Origin of the sequence: Rhodococcus sp. 14-1411-2a (assembly GCF_002259485.1) — a bacterium.
Classification (GTDB): Bacteria; Actinomycetota; Actinomycetes; order Mycobacteriales; family Mycobacteriaceae; genus Rhodococcoides.
Map to the genome: position 1 here is coordinate 589,021 of NZ_NPGA01000020.1, position 20,077 is coordinate 609,097.

At 65.9% G+C, this 20,077-nt stretch carries 18 protein-coding genes; 6 read left to right on the forward strand and 12 right to left on the reverse strand.

From position 1 onward, the window contains the following. From CH291_RS23730 to rimP, 8 genes are all read right to left on the reverse strand, one after another. Positions 1-1,329 carry an MATE family efflux transporter gene (locus CH291_RS23730; RefSeq protein WP_094642139.1) on the reverse strand — a complete coding sequence of 443 codons (1,329 nt, stop codon included), beginning with the start codon at positions 1,327-1,329 and terminating at the stop codon, positions 1-3. Further along, positions 1,326-2,324 carry a DHH family phosphoesterase gene (locus CH291_RS23735; RefSeq protein WP_068050192.1) on the reverse strand — a complete coding sequence of 333 codons (999 nt, stop codon included), beginning with the start codon at positions 2,322-2,324 and terminating at the stop codon, positions 1,326-1,328. The genes CH291_RS23730 and CH291_RS23735 overlap by 4 nt, the downstream gene beginning before the upstream one ends. A 1-nt stretch (position 2,325) precedes the next feature. After that, positions 2,326-2,826 (reverse strand): 30S ribosome-binding factor RbfA, encoded by a 501-nt coding sequence (gene rbfA / locus CH291_RS23740; RefSeq protein WP_094642414.1) that lies wholly within the window; start codon positions 2,824-2,826, stop codon positions 2,326-2,328. Positions 2,827-2,929: 103 nt separating this feature from the next. Further along, positions 2,930-3,220: a DUF503 domain-containing protein gene (locus CH291_RS23745; protein WP_068050194.1), complete on the reverse strand. Its 291-nt coding sequence runs from the start codon at positions 3,218-3,220 to the stop codon at positions 2,930-2,932. 154 nt (positions 3,221-3,374) lie between these two features. Beyond that, on the reverse strand, positions 3,375-6,278 hold the full coding sequence (gene infB / locus CH291_RS23750) for a translation initiation factor IF-2 (protein ID WP_082898773.1): 2,904 nt from the start codon (positions 6,276-6,278) through the stop codon (positions 3,375-3,377). Positions 6,279-6,375: 97 nt separating this feature from the next. Continuing rightward, the gene (locus CH291_RS23755) at positions 6,376-6,708 is read right to left on the reverse strand and encodes a YlxR family protein (RefSeq protein ID WP_068050199.1); all 333 of its coding nucleotides are present in this window, start codon (positions 6,706-6,708) and stop codon (positions 6,376-6,378) included. Positions 6,709-6,804: 96 nt separating this feature from the next. After that, positions 6,805-7,812 (reverse strand): transcription termination factor NusA, encoded by a 1,008-nt coding sequence (nusA, locus tag CH291_RS23760; protein WP_068050201.1) that lies wholly within the window; start codon positions 7,810-7,812, stop codon positions 6,805-6,807. After that, positions 7,809-8,384: a ribosome maturation factor RimP gene (gene rimP, locus CH291_RS23765; RefSeq protein ID WP_094688776.1), complete on the reverse strand. Its 576-nt coding sequence runs from the start codon at positions 8,382-8,384 to the stop codon at positions 7,809-7,811. Before rimP ends, nusA begins: the two co-directional genes overlap by 4 nt. A gap of 168 nt (positions 8,385-8,552) precedes the next feature. Between rimP and CH291_RS23770 the strand changes: the two genes are divergently transcribed. Both CH291_RS23770 and CH291_RS23775 read left to right on the forward strand, forming a co-directional pair. Then, positions 8,553-9,056 (forward strand): hypothetical protein, encoded by a 504-nt coding sequence (locus CH291_RS23770; protein WP_094642143.1) that lies wholly within the window; start codon positions 8,553-8,555, stop codon positions 9,054-9,056. After that, on the forward strand, positions 9,053-9,493 hold the full coding sequence (locus CH291_RS23775; RefSeq protein WP_094669830.1) for a ferritin-like domain-containing protein: 441 nt from the start codon (positions 9,053-9,055) through the stop codon (positions 9,491-9,493). Before CH291_RS23770 ends, CH291_RS23775 begins: the two co-directional genes overlap by 4 nt. Here the strand turns inward: CH291_RS23775 and CH291_RS23780 are convergent. Further along, positions 9,456-10,910 (reverse strand): DHA2 family efflux MFS transporter permease subunit, encoded by a 1,455-nt coding sequence (locus tag CH291_RS23780; RefSeq protein WP_094669829.1) that lies wholly within the window; start codon positions 10,908-10,910, stop codon positions 9,456-9,458. The two genes, CH291_RS23775 and CH291_RS23780, sit on opposite strands and share 38 nt — an antisense overlap. An 82-nt stretch (positions 10,911-10,992) precedes the next feature. Here CH291_RS23780 and CH291_RS23785 point away from each other — a divergent pair, with 82 nt between their 5' ends. Beyond that, positions 10,993-11,601 (forward strand): TetR/AcrR family transcriptional regulator, encoded by a 609-nt coding sequence (locus CH291_RS23785; protein ID WP_068050212.1) that lies wholly within the window; start codon positions 10,993-10,995, stop codon positions 11,599-11,601. Positions 11,602-11,610: 9 nt separating this feature from the next. Here CH291_RS23785 and CH291_RS23790 read toward each other — a convergent pair whose 3' ends face one another. Both CH291_RS23790 and CH291_RS23795 read right to left on the reverse strand, forming a co-directional pair. Then, the gene (locus tag CH291_RS23790; protein WP_094688777.1) at positions 11,611-13,335 is read right to left on the reverse strand and encodes an acyl-CoA dehydrogenase family protein; all 1,725 of its coding nucleotides are present in this window, start codon (positions 13,333-13,335) and stop codon (positions 11,611-11,613) included. Between the two features lie 75 nt (positions 13,336-13,410). Then, the gene (locus CH291_RS23795) at positions 13,411-15,162 is read right to left on the reverse strand and encodes a proline--tRNA ligase (RefSeq protein WP_094642153.1); all 1,752 of its coding nucleotides are present in this window, start codon (positions 15,160-15,162) and stop codon (positions 13,411-13,413) included. Between the two features lie 69 nt (positions 15,163-15,231). Here CH291_RS23795 and yaaA point away from each other — a divergent pair, with 69 nt between their 5' ends. Genes yaaA through mgtE form a run of 3 tightly spaced genes read left to right on the forward strand, consistent with a single transcriptional unit; the run spans position 15,232 to position 18,572 of the window. After that, complete coding sequence (yaaA, locus tag CH291_RS23800) at positions 15,232-15,975, forward strand: peroxide stress protein YaaA (protein WP_094642155.1); 744 nt, start codon at positions 15,232-15,234, stop codon at positions 15,973-15,975. After that, positions 15,972-17,183, forward strand: coding sequence for a DUF2786 domain-containing protein (locus CH291_RS23805; RefSeq protein ID WP_094688778.1), 1,212 nt, complete (start codon positions 15,972-15,974; stop codon positions 17,181-17,183). Before yaaA ends, CH291_RS23805 begins: the two co-directional genes overlap by 4 nt. A 42-nt stretch (positions 17,184-17,225) precedes the next feature. Continuing rightward, positions 17,226-18,572 (forward strand): magnesium transporter, encoded by a 1,347-nt coding sequence (gene mgtE, locus CH291_RS23810; RefSeq protein WP_094669824.1) that lies wholly within the window; start codon positions 17,226-17,228, stop codon positions 18,570-18,572. Between the two features lie 13 nt (positions 18,573-18,585). Here the strand turns inward: mgtE and CH291_RS23815 are convergent, their stop codons facing one another. Beyond that, a complete protein-coding gene (locus CH291_RS23815; protein WP_094642161.1) occupies positions 18,586-20,073 on the reverse strand; it encodes an MFS transporter in 1,488 nt (495 codons plus the stop codon). Positions 20,074-20,077 lie beyond the last annotated feature (4 nt).

Below are 20,077 nucleotides of genomic sequence, written 5' to 3' on the forward strand. Positions count from 1 at the left end.
CTATCGGCGGAGTTGGCGATCGCTGCCGATCACCAGCCACTTTCCGGACAGTACCCGGCCCGCGACTGCAAGCATCCGCAGTGCGACGAAGACGCCGAGCCCTGTCCAGATCCCTACCAGTCCCCAGTCGAACACCAGAGCCGACCAGATGAACGGCAGAAAGCCCACAACGGCGCAGGCCATGGTCGCGTTTCTCAGAAATGCAGCGTCGCCGCTGCCGAGCAGCACACCGTCCAACGCGAACACCACGCCGGCAATGGGGATGATCGCGACGAATATCCACCAGATCGCATGCATCTCGTCGATGACCGATGCGTCGGTGGTGAACAGATCCGGGACGAACGACCGCCCGACGGCGAACACACCGGCGAGAACGACCGCGAACACCGTCGACCATGCCGTCAATCGCCACGCCAGGGCGCGCGCATCGTCGATCCTGCTCGCACCCAGGGCGGCTCCGACCAGGGTCTGTGCGGCGATTGCCAGTGAATCGAGCATCAACGACACCAGGTTCCACATGTGCAGAACCACCTGGTTGGCGGCGACCGAGGCGGCGCCGAACCTCGACGCGACCGCTGCGGCGGACAGAAAACAGGCCTGGAACGCCAGACTGCGCACGATCAGGTCGCGGCCCAGCACCAGTTGTGCGCGCATCACCGACCAATGCGGGCGCAATTCGGTGCTCGCCCGCACGACTGCGCCGACGAACAGCGCACCGGCGACGCCCTGGCCGATCACGTTCGCCACGGCCGATCCCACCAGCCCGAGCCGTGGGAATCCCAGCAACCCGTGGACCAGGAGGGGGCACAACACCGCTGATACACCGAAGCCGAACACGACGAAACGTAGTGGCGTCACCGTGTTCTGAACTCCACGCATCCATCCGTTTCCGGCCAGCGACACCAGGATGAACGGCACACCCAGCAGTGCCACGCGCAGCCACGCGACGGCCTCGGCAGCGATGTCCCCTCCGCCGGTCAGCACCGAGACCACGGGCTCGGCGGCGAGCTGCATCACCGCGACGATGGCGATACCGATCGCGAAGGCCAACCAGGTTGCCTGCACACCCTCACCGACGGCGTCGCGTTCGCGGCCTGCACCGTGCATGCGAGCCGCTCGCGCGGTCGTGCCGTAGGACAGGAACGTCAGCTGCGTGCTGACCTGGGCCAACACGAGCCCACCGATGGCCAGGCCGGCGAGAGCGAGCGCGCCGAGCCGGCCGACCACGGCGGCGTCGAACAACAGGTACAGGGGCTCGGCAGCGAGGACGCCGAGAGAGGGCAACGACAGACCGAGGATCTTTCGAGCCGTGACCGGGGTGGAACTCACGACGCCGACAGGGCCTCACGCAGCGCATCGATCACGTCGGGCAGGTCGCCGGTCGCGGTGTAGCCGGCTGCATTGCGGTGCCCGCCACCGCCGAGCGCGCACGCCACCGCCGACACGTCGACCTCGGTCTTCGACCGCAGAGAGACCACCCAGACCGACCCGAAATCCTGTTGCTTGAGTACCGCGGCGACCTCGGCCTCGGAGGTGGTGCGCACGATGTCGATCACGCTCTCGATCTCCTCGGACCGCAATCCGGCGGAATCCTCGCTCCTGATGACGGCGTACACCAGCCCTCGTCCGTCGGCTGCGTCGGGAAGCAACGATGCCGAACCGAGCACCGACCCGAGCATCGGCAACCAGTCGAACGGGTGAGTGTCGAGCAGCTTGCGGGCGATGTGAGCCCCGTCGATCCCCGTGGCCAACAGTCTCTCGGCCAGCAGATGAGAACCCGGGCGAACCCAGCGGAACGACCCGGTGTCGGTGACCAGACCCGCGAACAGCAAGTGGGCCAGATCGGCATCGATCTCGACGCCCCACCGATCGAACAACCGCGCGATGACGGCGGTGGTGGACTCAGCAGACGCGTGCACCACATTCAGCGTTCCGAATCGTGTGTTGCTGCGGTGATGATCGATGACGAGGCTGGCCGACGCCGTATCGAGTCGGTCGCCCAGCGAACCCAGCCGCCCCCTGCTTCCGGCGTCGACCGTGACCACCAGATCGACGGACTCGCTGACCTCGTCTGCGCCGACGAGAAGGTGTCTACCCGGTAATTCGTCCATCGACTCGGGCAGGGACGCCGGTGCTGCGAATGCCACCTGAACGGTCGCGCCGCGACGTTCGAGCACCGAACCGAGCGCAAGCCCACTACCGATCGTGTCGGCATCGGGTTGAACATGGCACAGCACGGTCACCGAGGATGCACGTTCGAGCATCTCGATCGCCCGCGCCAGATCCTCGTCGGCCTCCGACACTGCCCCCGAACCGTAGGACATGTCAGTCGGCTTCGGCGGGCTCGACGCCTGCAGGAGTGGAGCCTGCGGAATGACCATCTGTGTCTGCGACTTCGCGTGGAGCTTTGTACGGATCCGGGTCCCCGGCGGGCTTGGCGTTCGCACGCGCGCGGGCCAGTTCTTCGTCGGCCACGCGGGCGCGTTCGAGCAGGTCTTCCATGTGGCGTGCGGTGTCGGGCACCGTGTCGGTCACGAACGTCAACGTCGGCGTGTACCGCACACCCGTTCCGGCTCCGACCTTCGAGCGCAGCACGCCCTTGGCCTTCTCCAGCCCTGCCGCGGCGGCCTGCAGATCGGGCGGAGTATCGAGGTCTTCACCCATCACGGTGTAGTACACCGTGGCGTCGTGCAGGTCGGCGGTCACCTTGGTGTCGGTGATGGTCACGAATGCCAGCCGTGGATCCTTGATCTCGTGATCGATCGCCGTTGCAACGATGGCGGCGATTCGCTTGGACAACTTTCGAGCCCTGGCCTGATCCACCACGACAATCACACTCCTCTTTCATGGCCGAACGTCGATTCTGTTCCGACGAAGCGGCGGTTGTGCACTTCTCGTCCGCCGAGCAGCGCTCGGCGGACTTCCCGGATCAATCCTCGGGTCCGAAGATTCTCCGGCGTACTGCCAACAGTTCCAGATCGTGGCGTTCGGCGACATGCCGTTCGCACTCGTCCAGTTTGTCGTGCAGTAGGTCGACGTCGGTACCGGCCGCGGCAACCCCCAGCAGGGACCGCCGAATACGTTCTCGCTCACCGGTTTCGGCAGCCGAGACTCCCAGCCGTTGCAGATCACCGAGCACCGGTTCCACCATCGACCGTTTCTCGGCGAGCGAACGCACATCCCCCAACAACACGTCCAACTCCAGAGCACCCAGATACACGCTGACGTCCTTCGATCAGCTTCGACGACAAAGCCGGTGGCGGTACATCTGTCGTACCACCACCGGCTCGAAAGTCGGAGCGCAGTGTCACTCCCCTGGCTTCACCACCGAGCCGACGCGACCGGGTGCGGAGCCGAAAGGCTCCGCATCCGTTCTAGTCGCGCGGCTTTTCACGGAGCTCGTACGCCTCGATGACATCGCCCACCTTGATGTCGGAGTACGTCACCGTCAAACCACATTCGTAGCCCTCGCGGACCTCCGTCGCGTCGTCCTTCTCGCGACGGAGCGAGGAGATCGTGACGGTTTCCGCGACAACGGCGCTGTCTCGGATGAGTCGCGCCTTGGCGTTGCGACGGATCGTACCGGAGGTGACGAGGCAACCGGCGATGTTTCCGACCTTGGAGGAACGGAACAGCGCGCGGATCTCGGCCTGCCCGAGGGCAACCTCTTCGTACACCGGCTTGAGCATGCCCTTGAGGGCCTTCTCGATCTCGTCGATGGCCTGGTAGATCACCGAGTAGTACCGGATGTCGACGCCTTCACGGTTGGCCAGCTCGGTGGCTTTGCCCTCCGCTCGAACGTTGAAGCCGATGATGATCGCGTTGGATGCCGACGCCAGGTTGACGTTGGTCTCCGTGACGCCACCGACACCGCGGTCGATGACGCGCAGTTCGACCTCGTCGTCGATCTCGATTCCGAGCAGCGCCTCTTCGAGCGCTTCCACGGTTCCCGAGTTGTCACCCTTGAGGATCAAGTTCAGCTGCGAAGTCTCCTTCAGAGCTGCATCGAGATCGTCGAGGCTGATGCGCTTGCGGCTCTTGGCTGCCAGAGCGTTGCGCTTGCGCGCATTTCGACGGTCGGCGATCTGTCGAGCGATTCGGTCCTCGTCGACCACCAGAAGGTTGTCGCCTGCACCGGGCACCGACGTGAAGCCGATGACCTGCACGGGACGAGACGGCATCGCTTCGGTGACGTCCTCGCCGTGCTCGTCGACCATGCGACGAACGCGTCCGTATGCGTCACCGGCGACGATCGAGTCACCGACACGCAAGGTTCCGCGAGCGATGAGCACGGTCGCGACCGGGCCGCGACCACGGTCGAGGTGTGCCTCGATGGCGACACCCTGAGCGTCCATGTCCGGGTTGGCGCGCAGATCGAGCGACGCGTCGGCCGTCAGCAGCACCGCTTCGAGGAGGGCATCGATGTTGGTGCCCTGCTTGGCGGAGATGTCGACGAACATCGTCTCGCCGCCGTATTCCTCGGCGACCAGACCGTATTCGGTGAGCTGCTGCCGGATCTTGTCCGGGTTCGCGCCCTCCTTGTCGATCTTGTTCACCGCGACCACGATCGGCACGTCGGCTGCCTGTGCGTGGTTGATGGCCTCCACCGTCTGCGGCATGACGCCGTCGTCGGCTGCGACCACCAGGATCGCGAGGTCGGTGGCCTTGGCACCACGGGCACGCATGGCCGTGAAGGCCTCGTGACCGGGGGTGTCGATGAACGTCACGAGACGCTCGTTGCCTTCGAGCTCGGTCAGCACCTGGTACGCACCGATGTGCTGCGTGATTCCGCCGGCCTCGCCTTCGCGCACCGTGGTGTTGCGAATCGAGTCCAACAGTCGCGTCTTACCGTGATCGACGTGGCCCATGACGGTGACCACCGGGGGACGCTGCTCCAGATCGTCCTCGCCGCCGGCATCCTCGCCGTAGGTGAGGTCGAACGAGTCCAGCAGCTCACGATCTTCGTCCTCGGGACTGACGACCTGAACGACGTAGTTCATCTCGCCGCCGAGAAGCTCCAGCGTCTCGTCGTTGACGGACTGCGTCGCAGTGACCATCTCACCGAGGTTGAACAGGGCTTGCACCAGTGCAGCCGGGTTCGCGTCGATCTTGTCCGCGAAGTCCGACAGCGATGCGCCGCGGGCGAGACGAATGGTCTCACCGTTGCCGCGGGGCAGCCTGACGCCGCCGACTGCGGGAGCCTGCATGCTCTCGTACTCGGCGCGCTTCGCCCGCTTCGACTTGCGGCCACGACGAACTGCTCCGCCGGGACGACCGAATGCACCTGCTGCTGCGCCGCGCTGACCGGGGCGTCCACCGCCACCGGGACGACCACGGAAACCACCTGCGGGAGCGCCGCCTGCGGGGGCACCACCGGGAGCGCCGGGAGCGCCGCCACCGCGGTAGCCACCGCCACCGCCGCCGCCCGGGCGTCCGCCCGGAGCACCACCGGGACGACCGGGGCGACCTGCTGCGGGGCCGGGACGTGCCGAACGGGTCGGCATGGCACCGGGGTTGGGACGAGGAGGCATCGAGCCGGGGCTCGGACGAGGTCCGGCCTGGCCCGGTGCGGGACGGGGCCCACCCTGCCCTGGAGCCGGACGACTGCCACCGGACGGTGTTGCGGGACGAGGCCCACCTTGTCCGGGAGCGGGGCGTCCGCCACCGGGGCGCGGAGCACCGGGAGCGGGTCGAGGAGCTGGACGCTCCACGGGAGCCGAGGAGTACGGGTTGTTACCGACACGCGGAGCCTTGGGGCCGGGCTTGGGGCCGGGACCTGCGGGCTTCGGAGCGGCCGGGGCCGAGGCAGCGTCGCTGGTGGCAGCCGACGCGGCGGGAGCCTGCTCGACCGGAGCGGCCGGAGCTGCGGGCTCGGGGGTAGGCGCTGCGGGGGCCGGAGCCGGCGCGGCAGCCGGAGTCGCGGGTGCAGCGGGTGCTGCCTCCACGGGAGCTTGCGCTGCGGGTGCTTCCGGCTCTGCCGGACGCGGTGCCGGCTTGGGGCCGGGACGGGGTCCGCCCGGTTTGGCGGCACCCGGCTTCGCGGTGCTGCTCGCTGCCCGATCGGCCGCTGCGCGACCGTTCGGTGCAGCTGCGGCCGGTGCCGACGCGTCCGTGTTCTCGGACGGGAAGGATTCACGCAGTCGACGCGCCACGGGGGCTTCGACTGTGGATGATGCGGACTTGACGAACTCGCCTTGCTCTTTGAGCCGTGCGAGTAGTTCCTTACTGGTGACACCGAGTTCTTTTGCCAACTCGTGCACGCGGGCCTTGCCTGCCACTGCTCTCCTCACTGAGAGGCCGAGCGAGGCTTGGTGCCCGCACGACCTCGGGTTATCTCCGATGGACGTTCATCGTTGGTGCTTCACGGTGTGCTCATCAGTGCTGTTGCCTGTTCTTGTCGACGGGTGTTGCTCTTGTCGTGTCCTCGACCTGCAGTTGTTCGTGCTCGTCGAGCACGGCTGTCACTGCGGACGATTCCACATTTCCCGATATCCGAAACGCACGACCGAAGACTCGGCGTCGTTCCGCATTGTGCAGGCACTCTCGGTTGTAGTGCAACCACGCACCACGGCCGGACATCGAATGCCGGACATCGGGGACGAGAGCGAATTCGTGCGAACCAGCTTCTCGAACCACGATCCTCAACAGATCGGCGGCCGGCACTCGCTCCCTGCACCCGATGCATGTACGAATCGGCCGGCTTGTCACTGCCGGATACTCGCGTTCATGCCCCTGGGCGGAGAGGTCGTTCCCGAACCATCGACCACTCTACCGCTGTATTGCCCCGAACTCCGCATTCCGGCCCTACGCGCTGGTCGTCTCGGGTGCCGCCGCATCGCTGCGGATGTCGATGCGCCAACCGGTCAATCGAGCAGCCAGTCGGGCGTTCTGCCCTTCCTTGCCGATGGCCAGGGAGAGCTGGTACTCGGGAACCACGACACGGGCCGCACGGGCAACCGCGTCGACGACGGTCACCGAAACAACTTTCGACGGGGACAGTGCATTCCCGACGAACGTGGCCGGGTCCTCGTCGAAGTCGATGATGTCGATCTTTTCGCCTGCCAGTTCGCTCATCACGTTGCGCACGCGCTGACCCATCGGTCCGATGCAGGCACCCTTGGCGTTGAGCCCGGACACGGTGGACGCGACGGCGATCTTCGAGCGGTGCCCCGACTCGCGAGCCACTGCCACGATGTCGACCGAGCCGTCGGCGATCTCGGGAACCTCGAGGGCGAACAGCTTGCGCACCAGATTCGGGTGCGTGCGCGAGAGCGTGATCTGCGGACCCCGGTTACCCCGGGCGACTCCGACGACGTAGCACTTGATGCGCTCGCCGTGCTCGTAGCTCTCGCCCGGCACCTGCTCTGCGGGCGGCAGCAGGCCGTCGGCTCCGTTGGCGTCACTTCCGATACGGACGATCACGGTGCCCTTCGCATTGGCACGCGTGTCACGCTGGATGACACCGTTGACGATCTCACCCTCGTGCGTGGAGTACTCACCGAACGACCGCTCGTGCTCGGCGTCGCGCAGGCGCTGCAGGATGACCTGACGCGCCGTGGTTGCCGCAATGCGTCCGAAGCCTTCCGGGGTGTCGTCCCATTCGGAGATCAGATTGCCGTCGGCGTCGAGTTCCTTGGCCATCACCCGAACGGAGCCGGTCTTGCGATCGACGTCGATCCAAGCGTTGGACTGGTGACCCTCGGTGTGCCGGTAGGCCGTCAGCAGCGCAGTCTGGATCGTCGAGATCACCATCTCGATCGGAATTCCCTTGTCCGCCTCGATGGCACGCAATGCGGCTATGTCGATATTCACTTGTCCGACCCTTCTTCCGGTGCTTCCACGTCCACGATCTCATCGGTGTTCGCGGGTGACGGCCTACTGCCGACCACGCCACCCGCCAGGTCCATCTCTTCGGCGCTCGGCCGGGAGAACTCCACCTGTACAACAGCTTTCACAACATCGGACAAGGCAACGGGGCGAGTCGACAGCGCACCCTTCTCCTTGATCACCACGGTGACCGAATCGCCGTCGAGTACCCCGACGCGACCGTCGAACTTGCCGTCGGCCAGTTCGATACGCACTTTGCGTCCGCGAGCCCGACGCCAATGCCGTGCCTCGGTCAGTGGGCGGTCGATTCCGGGGGTGGTGACTTCCAACGTGTACGGAGCTTCCCCGAAATCCGTCACGGCATCGAAGGCATCCGAGATCTCGCGGCTCAGTTCCGGGAGAGCGTCGAGGTCGATTCCCTCTTCGCGATCGACCATGATCCGCACTGCACTGTGCTTTCCTGCGGCGACGACGTTCACGTCTTCGAGGTCGTAACCCCGTTCTCGAACGAGGTCGGCGAGCAGTTCGACAACCCTTTCCTTGGACGGAACAGGCATGTCGCGAACTCCTCGTGTGTAGTTGTGGGCGATCCGGCGTACGGCAGCAGGACTGCGTTTGGTGAACCAACAGCCTACCGCCCCGCAGGCAGTGCTCGTGACCACGATCGGCCGACGCGACACACGGGCACGGCACGTGCGAGCGCCGCGGTCTGGCACGATATCGGAGTGCCAACGCCGACCGTCCCCTTCGCGCTCAGTCGCCGCGGGTTGTTCCGACTCGCCGGCGTCGCTGCTCTGTCCGCGGCCACCGTGTCGACTGTTGCGGCCTGCGGTCAGGAGACGATCTCGGGTCCTGCCCTCGACACCCTGACTGCGCAGTTGCGCGCTGCCCGCGCCGACGCCGCGGATGCCACCGCGGCCGCGACGGTGATCGCCGACTACGCCGCCGCCCTGGGGATCGTTGCGGCGCAGCGGACCGAGCACGCCGATGCGCTCGACACCGAGATCGCCCGCGCCACCGGCGCCTCGACCGAGACGTCGTCGGTCACGGCCACCACGACACCCGTTCCCACGACGCCGCCGCCCGATCTCGCCGCCGTGCGAGAGATGTTGACGGCCTCCGCTCGCAGCGCGGCAGATGCGGCTCGCAACGAAAGCGGTTACCGAGCAGGCCTTCTCGGTTCCATCAGCGCCTCGTGCACGGTCTCGGCCCTGGTGGTGCTGGCATGAGCGATCTCGGCCCGGAACAGCAAGGCCTCGTCGATGCACTGGCCGCCGAGTATGCGGCGGTGTTCGCCTACGGCGTCGTCGCGGCATTCTCCAATCCCACGCGAGCAGATCTGGTGGCGTCGAACACTGCCGCCCACCGCGCGCGTCGAGACGCGACCATCGATGCACTCCGGGCGGCGAGTGTCACTGTGCCGCTGCCCGATCCGGCGTATGCGTCCCCGTTCCCGGTGACCGACGCGATCTCGGCCGCGCAGTTGGCCGCGCAAGCCGAGATCGACACCAGCATCGCGTGGCGTTCGCTGATCGAACGCAGCAGGTCGGGAGCGACCCGCGACATGGGTGTTCAAGCGCTGACCGACGCCGCGATTCGCCTCGCGACGTGGCAGCAAATTCTGGGAGTCAGTCCGTCGTCGACGGCATTTCCCGGCCAACCGTGAGCACGTGTGCCGATCCGACGGAACGCCCCGGCATGAACAACGCCGCCACCAGTCCGATCGCCACTGCCCCAGCGCCGACGAGCAGAGCGGGTGCCAAGGCGTCGGTGTAACCGGTGGGCGTCAGTGATCCACCGGCTCCGATGAACACCGCTGTCAATACCGCGATGCCGAGTGCGATACCCACCTCCCGCACAGTGGAGTTGGCGCTGCTGGCGGTGGCGTGATCGTCGTCCTTCATGTCCCGCAGCACTGCGGTGGCGGACGGTGCGAACGTCAGCCCCATGCCCACTCCCGCCATCAGCAGGGCCGGGACCATCGACGAATACTCGGTGTCGGGTCCCAGGATCAGCGCCATCCACACGAGCGAGACCGACTGCAGCGACAGGCCGCCGACCAACAGCCCACGCAGTCCGACGCGCTCGGCAAGCAGACCTGCGATCGGTGCGACCACCATCGGTGCGGCGGTCCACGGCAGCGTGCGTAGGCCCGCCTGGAACGGCGTGTAGTTCATCACGATCTGCAGGTATTGCGCGAGGAGGAACACCGCCCCGAACATGCCGAGCGAGAACGTGATTCCGATGATGTTGGCGATGGTGAAGCTGCGCGAACGAAAGAGTGCGAGCGGCAGTACCGAGTGTCGGGTGCGCGAGGCGCGCAGAACGAACGCCACGAGCAGCACCGCCGAGCCGATGAAACCGGCGAGCACCGTGGCCGACGCCCACCCGTCGTCGTTGCCGTGGACCACCGCCCACACCAGGAGGAAGACACCGCCGCCTGCGAGGACCACGCCGGGCAGATCGAGCGGTTGGATGCGCCCTGCTGTTTCCTTCAGCGCGACGTACGCCAGCGGAACTGCGAAGAGGGCCACCGGAACGTTGATCCAGAAGATCGCCTGCCAGGAAATCCCGTCGACGACGGCTCCGCCGACCACCGGTCCCAGCGCGACGCCGAGTCCGGAGACTCCACCCCAGATCCCGATTGCCATCGCGCGCTTGCCCACCGGTACCACCGCGGCGAGCAACGCCAGGGACAACGGCATGATCGCGGCGGCACCGATTCCCTGCACGGCGCGCGCGGCGATAAGCATCGCTGGACTCGCAGCGAGCGCGCTGGCCACCGAGGCAAGAGTGAAGACCGCGATGCCGCCGAGGAATACCGCGCGCCTGCCCCACCTGTCGCCGAGCGTCGCCGCCGTCAGCATGAAGGTGGCGAAGCTGAGGGTGTACGCGTTGAGGAACCACTGCAGTTGTCCGACAGAGGCGTTCAGGTCCTGCTGGATGACCGGTAGTGCGCTGGTCATCACCAGATTGTCGAGGGTTGCCATGAACATCGGCAGGGATGCTGCGAGGATGCCGAGCCACACGGGAACGTTCCGAGTGGCGGGCTGCACTGCAGGTGGAGAGTCTGTGGCGGTCATTGTGGTCGTCCCGTCTCACGCTTGTAAGCATCGAATGATTACTTATTCGAGACCGTAAGTTATCAACTGATAACCTGTCAACATGTCCGACCCGTCAGCGCCCAAGCCCAGAGCCACCCGCATGGATGCGGCCGACCGCCGAGAGCTCGTGCTCGACGCAGCGATGCGCGCGTTCGCGCGCGGGGGTTACGCCGGCACCAGTACCGATGCGGTCGCGAAGGAAGCGGGCGTCTCTCAGCCGTATGTGGTCCGCATGTTCGGCACCAAGGTCGAGTTGTTTCGTCTGGTGTTCCAACGCTCCGTCGACGGCATCATGGCCGCGTTCGATGCCGTGCTGGCGGCGGGCCCGCTCGACCCCGACGACGACAGCACCTGGGCGAATCTCGGTTCCGCCTATGCCGATCTGGTGGCCGATCGCGACCTGTTGATGGTCATGATGCACGGATTCGGCGCAGGCTCGGTACCCGAGATCGGCCGGGCAGCCCGGGAGGGAATGGGTGCCATCTACGGCCAGATACGTGCCGGCACAGGTTGTTCCGAGGATCAGGCACGGCAGTTCATCGCGCACGGGATGCTGCTCAACGTCCTCATGTCGATGCAGGCGCTCGAGCATCCGAACGACAGCGCCGGACTGCACGAGATGACGGTGTGCGCGTTCGGAACCAATCTGGTCCCGGCCGATCCCGGCTGAGCGTCGGCGCTAGGGACGCATCTCGTACCGACCGTCGTACGAGACGACCTCGTTCCAGACCGTCTCGAAACGCCCCGCGTCGACCACCGGCTTGCGAATCGAATCGAGCGCCCATTGCTGTTGCGCTCCAGTCGATGACGGCTTCCCGTACAGCGCGACGGCATAGCCGGAGAAGTCTCTGATCTGGAAGTCGAAGATCTGGTCCATCATCTCGGACGAGATCTCGTCGGCCTGCTCGAGCAGAAGGTGACCGTAGACCACGAGCGAGAACAGGTGACCCACCACCAGCAGGAAATCGAGGTCCTTCTGCTGGGACTCGTCGGGCGCACACTCGGCGAGGAACGAGGTGAATGCCTGTGCCTGCTCGTAGAAGCGTCCCACATTGGGGATGCCGGAGTGCTTCTCGTACAGCGGCTTCCAGTCGTGGAACCGCACCGAACTCGCACCGCGGGCCGGCCCCTGGGCGAAGAAGAAGCTGTCGTCGACCGGCTCGGTTCGGGTACCGACGTCCGGATAGTCGGTGGGCGAGAACATGTAGGCCGGCATGAATTTGAGCATCAGCGCCACGTTGACGTGCACCGTGCCCTCGAGCTTGGGCAGTGTTCCGATCAGCTGGGCGGCTTCGCGGAAGTAGGTGTTCTTCTCGTAGCCCTTGGCCGCGATGACGTCGTGCAGCAGCCGCACGACGGTTTCGCCCTCCGAGGTCACCTTCGCCTTCGTCATCGGGTTGAACAGCAGGTAGCGCCGGTCCTCGGGCCCTGCGGCACGGAAGTAGTCCAGTGCCCGCGCACTGAAGAGCTTCATCGCGATCAAGCGCGAATAGGCATCGACGAACGCACTGCGCACGTGCGGAAAGTCGGTGACCCGATTGCCGTACAGAATTCTGTTGTTCGCATGCGTGATCGCCTCGTGGAAGGCGTGCTCACAGATGCCGATGGATCCGGTGCACAGGTTGAACTTTCCGACGTTGACCGTGTTGAGAGCTGCCGAGAACGCGTCGGCACCGGTGTGCAGGATGTCCTGTCGCCGGACGGGGTAGTTCTCGAGTGCGAACGTGCTGACGTACATCTGACCGTGAACGACGCTCTCGCGGAGCCGATAGGCCGGGTGCGCACTGTCGGCCACGAAGAACACGTACGAATCGGGTCCGTCCAGGTCGGTGCGTCGGCCGAACACCGAGACCATGCCCGCGACGTTGCCGTTCCCGATGTAGTACTTCTCCCCCGACGCGGTGAACTCGAGTTCGGAGTCCTCGGGCGTGGGCGTCAACAGCATGTCGGTGGAGTAGACGTCGGCTCCGTGTGCGCGCTCGGACAGTCCGAACGCCATCACACCGCCGCGGTCCAGCTCGCGTGCGGCGCGGCGTTTGGCGTCGTCGTTGGCACTCATCCAGATGGGCCCGAGACCCAGCACGGTGACCTGCCAGGTGTACCAGTAGGCCAGACCGTAGAACCCGAGAACCTCGCTCAGCGCGGCGTTGCGAGCAGCGTCCCATCGCGTGTTCGGCAGTCCCTCCGCATAAGCGGCTGGCGTGGAGAAGGTTGCGAACAGCTTCTGCTCGGCGACGAATTCGAGAAAGTCGGCCGGCCAGACGCTGTCCAGATCGTCCGCCAGAAGCCTGCCTTTGCCGCGACTCTCGAACCACTCGATCAATGCACGCAATTGTCGGCGAGAATCCTCGTCGAGCTCGGCCGGATCGAAGGTTGTCGGATCGAACAGCGCATACTGAGCCACGGTGTGACCTCTCCTAGTCGTTGCCCCGAAGCTACCAGCGGGTAAACGACCGCGCAGAAAGATCGCGAGACTGTTCTACGGGGTGTTTCGCACGGCCTTGACGATCTCCTCGACCGCCGAGTCGATGTCGAGTTCGCGACTCTCACCGCTGAAGCGATCACGGATCTCGACCTTGCCGTCGGCCCAACCGCGGCCGAGAACGACCACGAGCGGAACACCGATCAGTTCCGAGTCCTTGAACTTCACTCCTGGCGAGGCCTTGCGATCGTCGAACAACACCTCGATGCCCTGTGTATCGAGTTGTGTCGCAATCGATTCCGCGCCCGCGCGAGCAGCGTCGTCCTTGTTCGCGATCACCAGGTGGACATCGGCAGGTGCGACCTCCGACGGCCACCGCAGGCCCTTGTCGTCGTGCATCTGCTCGGCGATCACGGCGACCAGACGCGAGACGCCGACGCCGTAGGAACCCTGAGTCAGGCGAACCGGCTTGCCGGTCTCGCCGAGCACGTCGACGGAGAACGCGTCGGTGTACTTGTAGCCGAGCTGGAAGATGTGCCCGATCTCGATTCCGCGAGCACTGACGAGCGGTCCACGACCGTCGGGAGACATGTCGCCGTCACGCACCTCGGCTGCTTCGATGGTGCCGTCGGGGACGAAATCGCGACCGGCGACGAGGTTCACCACGTGCTTGCCCTTGACATCCGCGCCGGTGATCCACGACGTGCCGTCGACCACCCGGGGATCGACGAGGTAGCGAACTCCGTTGGCCTGCAACGCGCGAGGCCCGATGTATCCCTTGACGAGGAACGGATTGGCTGCGAAGTCCGCGTCGGTCAGAAGAGCGAACTCGGCCGGCTCCAGCGACGCCTCGAGGCGCTTCTCGTCGACCTCGCGGTCACCGGGTAGGCCGACGGCGAGCAGTTCCCACTCACCTTCGGCACCCCGCACCTTGAGCAAGATGTTCTTCAGCGTGTCCGCGCCGGTGACGGTGCGTCCGAGATCGGCGGAGTTGGCCCACTCCACCAGGGTCGCGATGGTGGGGGTGTCGCCGGTCTCGTGATCGACGGCAGCGGGCTGCCCCTCGATGGGCAGCGGCGCAGGTGCCGGAGTGGTGACGGCCTCGACGTTGGCCGCGTATCCCGACTCGATGCAGCGCACGTAGGTGTCCTCACCGATGTCGCTCTCGGCGAGGAATTCCTCGGAGGCGCTGCCGCCCATGGCACCGGACGTGGCGGCGACGATGACGTAGCTGACACCGAGGCGGGCGAAGATGCGCTGGTACGCCTCGCGGTGGGCGGCGTAGGACTTCTTCAGTCCGTCCTCGTCCATGTCGAAGGAGTACGAGTCCTTCATCACGAACTCGCGGCCGCGAAGAATGCCTGCGCGGGGACGCTCTTCGTCGCGGTACTTGGTCTGAATCTGGTACAGAGTGACCGGCAGGTCCTTGTACGAGTTGTACTCGGCCTTGACCGTCAGCGCGAACAGTTCCTCGTGGGTGGGACCGAGCAGCATGTCGTTGCCCTTGCGATCCTGCAACCGGAACAGGGCGTCGCCGTATTCGGTCCACCGATTGGTGGTCTCGTACGGCTCGCGCGGCAGCAGTGCGGGCAGGGATATCTCCTGTGCACCGATGGCGTTCATCTCCTCGCGCACGACACGCTCTACCTGGCGCAGCACCCGCAGACCCAGCGGCAGCCAGGAGTAGACGCCCGGCGCGATACGACGGACGTAGCCGGCGCGGACCAACAGCTTGTGGCTGTCGACCTCGGCGTCGGCCGGGTCGTCGCGAAGGGTACGAAGGAACAACTGCGAAAGACGGGTGATCACGGGTTGTCAGACTAGTCGCTCCTGCAGTGCCTGTGAGCAGGCGGCCGTACAGTGAGTAGCCTCGAGCCCGTGCTGATTCTGCTGCCTCCCTCCGAGACGAAGTCCGACGGCGGTTCCGGAGCACCTCTCGATCTGGACCGACTGTCGTTGGCCTCGCTGACTCCGCTTCGTCGAAAGCTCGCCGACGCGCTGGTGGAATTGTCCGCCGACGTCGACGCGTCGATCGCGGCGCTCGGCCTGGGCCCCACCCAGGTGGACGAGATCGAACGCAACGCCCGGTTGTGGACCTCACCCACCACACCTGCGCTGCAGCGGTACACCGGCGTGCTCTACGACGCCCTCGACGCGGCGTCGTTCACCCGGGCCGGTCGCGCCCGAGCGGACGCGCGGCTGTGGATCGGCTCGGCCCTGTTCGGAGCCGTCCGTGCCTGCGACCCGATTCCGTACTACCGACTCTCCGGTGGATCGACCGTTCCGAATTTCGGCACCCTGCGCTCACACTGGAAGCCCGAACTCTCCGACGCCATCGACGCCGAGGACGAGGGGATCGTCGTCGACCTCCGATCCGGCACCTACCAGCAGCTCGGTCCCGTCCCCGGTGCGATCACCGCCACGGTGCTCACCGAGAAGCCCGACGGCACCCGTTCGGTGGTGAGCCACTTCAACAAGCATCACAAGGGCCTGCTGGCACGCGCGTTGACTCTGACCACCGCCGAGCCGAAGGACGTGAAAGCCGTTGCGCGCGTGGCGTCCAAGGCCGGACTGCGAGTCGAAGTGGCATCGAGCACCGAATTGATCGTGCTAACCGAATGAGCGAGATTCCTGGACTGCTCCGCCGCGGCGCCGACGCCTCGGTCGGCAAGACCAAGAGCCAACGCGTCGCCGACGACGTCGCGGATCGACTGGTCTCGATGGACGCGACCGAACTCGGCTCTCGCGCGCTGACGAACATGATCGAGACGATGTACGAAAACGGTTGGCAGCCCATGGATCTGGTGCACGTCGTGCGGCGTCAGCACACGGTGGCCGTGGCCGATCTCGCTGCCGCGGTACTGCTGCATCAGGCCGATCTCGCCGACGCGGACTCGCGGGCTCCACAGGACTGGGTGGATCAGATGTCCACGATCTGCGAGCAGTTCCCGAAGGTTGCGGCCCGGGTCGAGGCCACGCCCGATTTCCTGACCGCGTACCTGACCTCTTCCCGTAAGACCGATTACATCGCGGCCAGTGATCAGTGGCTCGACGTACTCACCCTGCTCGGTCGATGGCAGACACTCCCCCGTTGGCCTCAGCTCGGCCCGAAACCGTCCCAGTGGCCGCGCACTCGTCCCACGGTGACGGGTGTTTCCGGTTCCGACTCCCCGAACACCAAGATGCTGAGCAAGATTCGCGGCTTACTGGCCAAGGCCGACGCCACGGACTTCGAGGAGGAGGCCGAGACGCTGACGGCCAAGGCGCAGGAGTTGATGACGCGCTACTCCATCGACACCATGTTGCTCTCGCAGGGCCACATCGATATTCACGGCCGACGCGTTCATGTCGACGGCCCGCATGCCCCGGCCAAGGCGCAGCTGTTGCACGTCGTCGGAACCGCCAACCGCGTCAAGGCGATCTGGGACCCGGAGTTCGCCGTCGCAACTCTGGTCGGAGCGCCGGTGGACGTGGAGCAAACCGAGTTGCTGTTCACCTCTCTGCTCGTTCAGGCCACACGCGCCCTCGGGCATTCACCGCAGGCGAAGAAGCGCAAGAAGGCCGGATCGGCGGCGTTCGGCAAGGCATTCCTGTACGCGTACGCCGTCCGTATCGGAGACCGTCTGACCGACGCCGATGCGAACGCCCTCGAGGAGGCGAGTCACGAATCCGGTGATCTACTACCGATACTCGCCGCACAGACCGTCGCCGTCGAAGCCGAATTCGATCGACTGTTCCCGACGGCGAAGCCGATGCGCGGCCCACGCCTGGACGCCGAGGGATGGGATTCGGGCCAGGCTGCGGCGGATCGGGCCGATCTCTCGCGCTGAGGTATGTGAGTCGACCGCCCGTTCGCAAGGCAAAATGGTTCTGTGCCCGAAACTCTCGACGACATCATGACGCGAACGTCCGAACTCCTGACCGCCCGTGACATGGCCGCCCTGTCCACTCTGATGGGCGAGCTGTCGACGACCGATGCGGTGCGCATGCTCGAGCGTGTCGACTCGTCTCGACGCGCGGTGTTGTTTCGCCTTCTGCCCAAGGACGAGGCCGTGGCGGTCTTCGAACGCTTCGACGCCACCGTTCGCGGTGAGTTGTTCGAGAGTCTGCGCAGCGACGATGTGATCGCGCTGTTCGAGGATCTCGACCCGGACGACCGTGTCGAATTGCTCGACGAACTCCCCTCCAATGTCGCGCATCGACTGTTGGTGGGCCTGTCCCCCGACGAGCGCGCACTCACCGCGCCCATGCTGGGGTACGACCGCGGGTCGGTCGGCCGCCGGATGAGCCCGGAGTTCGTTCGGCTACGGACCGCCGCGACCGCCGGCGACGCACTCGTCGCCGTGCGGCGGACCGGCTCGGACGCCGAGTCGGTGTATCTGTTGCCGATCACCGACGATCACCGAACTCTGCTGGGGGTGGTGACCCTCGCCGATCTGGCGACGGCGGCACCGAGCACTCCGGTCGGGGATCTGTACTCGGATCATCCTGTGGTCGAGGCCGATTCGTCGGCGGAGGAGGCTGCACGGCTGTGCTTCGAGCACCGCAGTCCTGCGGTGGTGGTGGTCGATTCCGAGCAACGGCTGATCGGCATTCTCACACTCGAACAGTCCTCTCGAATCCTGGAGGAAGCCGAGGACGAGGACGCCGCTCGCGCGGGTGGCTCGGAGCCGCTGCGTCGGCCGTATCTGTCCACGCCGGTGCTGTCCATCGTTCGCTCGCGCGTGGTGTGGTTGCTGGTGTTGGCGCTGTCGGCCATCCTCACGGTGCAGGTTCTAGAGATCTTCGAGCACGCGCTCGCCGCAGTCGTCACTCTCGCGCTGTTCATTCCGCTGCTGACCGGGACCGGCGGCAACACCGGCTCGCAGGCCGCGACCACTGTCACGCGGGCACTTGCGCTGGGTGACGTGCGACCGCGGGACATCGCCTCGGTGCTGTTTCGCGAGGTTCGCGTCGGCGCGACGATGGGTGCGATGCTCGGCACCCTGGGCTTCGTCATCGCCGGACTCGTCTACGACTGGCACCTCGGGGTCGTCATCGGTACGACGCTGTTGTCGATCTGCACTCTCGCAGCCACGGTCGGCGGTGCGATGCCGCTGATCGCCAAGAAGATCGGGGTGGACCCGGCGGTCTTCTCGACGCCCTTCATCTCCACCTTCTGCGACGCGACGGGGTTGATCGTCTACTTCCTCATCGCCAAGGCCGTACTGGGCGTGTGATCGGCCCTGCTCGTCAGCCCTTCTGGGCGTCTTCCTGAGCGGCCTGTGCCTGCGCGACCTGCTCCGGGGTGAAGCGAATGAACACCGCAGCGATTCCCGCGACCACGGCGCAGACTGCGCAGCAGAAGAGCGCGAACATGTAGCCCGAGCTCAACGCGTCGAGTTGGCTGTCGTTCATCAACGTTGCCGGTCCGGAGATGCCACCGAGAGACAAGGTTCGAGAGGTCACCAGCGCACCGATCACGGCCAGCGCCAGCGGCCCGCCGAGGGTCTGGGCAACCAGGGCGATGGCGGTCAACGGGCCGATCTCGGTGGGGCTGACTCCAGCGATGGCGCACAGCGGGAGTGGCACGACCGTCAGGCCGACGCCGAATCCGATGCCGATGACGGGGAAGAACAGTCCGGGGAAGTACGACGAGTCGGCGTTCATCGTCGCGACCGACACCATCAGCCACCCGACCATGATGACGGCACCGCTCAGTATCAGCCACCGTGGGGCGATGCGCGTCACCAGCTGCGAGGCGAGGAATGCGGCGGCACCGAGTCCGAAGGCGAACGGCACGAACGCCAGGCCCGCATGCAACGGGCTGTATCCCAGGATGTCCTGGACGAACAGTGCCACGTAGGCGGCGAGGCAGAACATCACGCCACCGGCGAAGAAGATGGCCACGAACGTCGCCACCCGGTCTCGGCTGCCGAACAGCGAGAACGGCAGCAATGGGTTGTCGGCACGACGCTCGACCAGCAGGAACAGCCCGAGGAAGAGCAGACCGGCGATCAGCGAGACGATGACGATCGGATTGGTCCAGCCGAGTTCGGTGCCCTCGCTCAGAGCGAGCACCACTCCGGTGCAGCCCAGCGTCGCCAGAATCGCTCCCGGCACGTCGAGCGGTAGCTTCGCCCCCACCGTCTCCTGCAGCGACACGACTGCGAGCACCACGATGACGACACCGATCGGCACGTTGATCAGGAAGATCCACCGCCACGACACCTCGGTCAGCGCACCGCCGATGATCAGGCCTGCGATGGAGCCGACACCGGTCATGGCCGCGTAGATCGCGATGGCCTGGTTTCGTACCGGGCCCGGCGCGAAGGTGGTCGCCACCAGCGCGAACGCCGTGGGCGACGCCACCGCGGCTCCGACGCCCTGGAGCGCGCGCGCCGCTACCAGCGTTGCCTCGTTGACCGCGAGCCCGCACAGCAGGGACGCGATGGTGAACAGCACGACGCCGGCCAGGAACATCTTCTTGCGACCGAAGGCATCACCGAGTCTGCCGCCGAGGAGCATCAGCCCGCCGAAGGCGAGGGCATACGACGTGAGCACCCAGTTGCGTCCGGCATCGGACAGGCCCAGATCCGCCTGCAACGGAGCAAGTGCCAGATTGGCCACGGTGCCGTCGAGCACCACCATCAATTGCAGGCCGCTCAGGACGATGATCGCCAACCCGAACGCTCGGGTCGTCACCGGGTACTTGACCTCGGTACTGGAGGTATCGGACATCGAT